Genomic DNA, 2049 nt, shown 5'->3' with positions numbered 1-2049 from the left:
TTGTAGCGGTAGGGGTTGGCCGGTTGCGTCTGCGGGGGCGCCCATGGGCCGGTCATTTCCAGGCCGAACGGGTAGTAGTGGTTTTCCTGAATGATTTCGATGTAGTCCGGCTGGCCGGGCTGCTCGCCCTGCAGCTCGATGCGTCCGCTCCCGTTGCGGTCGGCAAACAGCACGCGGCTGTTGCCCAGGTGGTCCCGGGCCACATATTCGTATTGCCATGTCAAGGAATCGGCGTAGAGGGCCGCACGCACGTTTGCGTGTAAGCCAAATTTACGGTGCAGGCAGGGTTTGCACAATCCCCATTGGCCGGGCAAACGATGTCAATCAGACTTGGCAGGCTGAACGACGCGTCGAAGACAATAGCCCCGGTGGTTCACGCAGTTTTTTCTGGTTGAGAGATGAGCGTGTAGAGTTGAGCGCCTCGGGCTACGACGCTATGTCACGCAACTTTATTACCACCTGAACATCGTCTCCATTGGCGGCGTATCCACACCAGGGCTTGGCACTGTCTCAATCATCTGTTCTTCGGTTTCCCGAAGCCTCAAACCCTCTGAAACATTATCCATTCTCATCCCACCGATGCTATAAGCAGCGCTTGTGCCTAATTGCCGGGGAGTCATGAGAACAAGGGGGCTACTGTACTTCCTCTATTTTTGAAGGTGAAACAGGAATTACTACCATTTGGGACACTACCTTTGTCCGACTTTTAAGAGGGATAGAACACAGAGTTACCCTCTCTTTCGTCGTCGTCTGTTTCTCTATTGAAAACAGGAGATGATTCAATATTCCTTTAAGGTAAAAACTCTACTTTTATATCTATGCTTTGTTTGTCATACCATGGAAAAAAAACATCCGTAAGTTTCAAGTATTGAAAGAGTTCTTCCTTTTTAACCGCAGCAAAATGATCTCTGATGAAGTATTTACACACATTTATGAGCGATTTATGGCCAATAACTCTAATGACAAATCTTTCTCGCTTTCCCATTTTTTTCAAGAATGTTCCAAATAATATGGAAGGTTTATTGTTCAACAAATTTTCTGTCATCAAATCATAAAAACTAAAATCCCCCTTCCTTTGACGAAAGTATGAGTTTATCATATCTTTATTGCTGTAACCAGAAATATTGGCAGTATCAAGCCAAAAAACATATTCACTGTCGGCGGTATTTTCAATTATTATTTCACAAATATATATTGGTTGGTTTCCTACAAAATAGCTGTACTCATCAAAACTAAACCTAAAAACAGGTTGAGCCTGACAATGTGTGGCTGTTTGCAAAAAAAACAAACAAAGCAAAACCGATGCATTCACCATCTCTCCTTTCATTTTTGTCGCATATTTTTATAGTCCCGGTGGTTCATGTTGAATGCCTTTTGTGAGCAATCTGACTTGATTGGGTTTCTGGGTTGCTTTTTTCAAAACCGCGGTTTGCAGACGCAGAACACGCAGTGAGGACGCAGTTTTTTCTGGTTGAGAGTTGAGCGTGCAGGGTTGAGCGCCTCGCACTACAGCCTGTTCCCGATGCTCGCCTTGCAACTCGATGCGTCCGCTGCCGTTGCGGTCGCCAAACAGCACGCGGCTGTTGCCGAGGTGGTCCCGTGCGACGTATTCGTACTGCCATGTCAAGGAATCGGCGTAGAGGGCCGCACGCACGTTTGCGCCTAAGCCAAATTTAAAGAGATGCAGACGTATTGCAAATAATACCCATTATGAAATGCTTTGGGAAAATAGTCCTGAGTCTACTGCAAAAAGACGATAGACGATGGATTCACAACCTGCGAGCCGGAAGCACCTCCTTCCCACACTGCTTTGCCAGGCAGGATGGCTGTAAGGTGCCGCCCACGGTCACCACATTTGAAGTTCCTTAACATCGTTCTTTTGGCCCCGCTCGACGAGGTTTCTAATTTTGGCCCGGATTTTCCGAAAGGGCGGTCATCGAATCCTTTGCGCTTCTCAGTCCGCCCCTCGTTTTGGATCGAACAAAACGGAAGGTCATCATGGACATCGAGATCCGACACCTCACCAAATCCTACGGACCACAAAAAGCC

4 protein-coding genes are annotated in these 2049 nt (G+C 47.3%); all 4 read right to left on the bottom strand.

From position 1 onward, the window contains the following. The coding region (locus D6694_06880) for a hypothetical protein (protein RMH43553.1) at positions 1 to 251 on the bottom strand (251 nt) is incomplete at its 3' end. A gap of 539 nt (positions 252 to 790) precedes the next feature. Further along, positions 791 to 1315, bottom strand: coding sequence for a hypothetical protein (locus D6694_06875; GenBank protein RMH43552.1), 525 nt, complete (start codon positions 1313 to 1315; stop codon positions 791 to 793). A gap of 27 nt (positions 1316 to 1342) precedes the next feature. Then, positions 1343 to 1654: a hypothetical protein gene (locus tag D6694_06870; GenBank protein RMH43551.1), complete on the bottom strand. Its 312-nt coding sequence runs from the start codon at positions 1652 to 1654 to the stop codon at positions 1343 to 1345. 86 nt (positions 1655 to 1740) lie between these two features. Further along, positions 1741 to 2049, bottom strand: a 309-nt coding sequence (locus D6694_06865) for a hypothetical protein (GenBank protein RMH43550.1), incomplete at its 5' end; no start/stop codon positions are given.

This window comes from Gammaproteobacteria bacterium (genome assembly GCA_003696665.1).
GTDB lineage: Bacteria > Pseudomonadota > Gammaproteobacteria > Enterobacterales.
Note: the sequence above shows the minus strand (reverse complement) of the source record. Positions and strands in the feature narration are given on the sequence as shown.

What these genes read in the sequence shown, in the direction of transcription:
- D6694_06875 (RMH43552.1), bottom strand. Translation starts at nt 1,315, where the DNA reads ATGGTGAATGCATCGGTTTTGCTTTGTTTGTTTTTTTTGCAAACAGCC.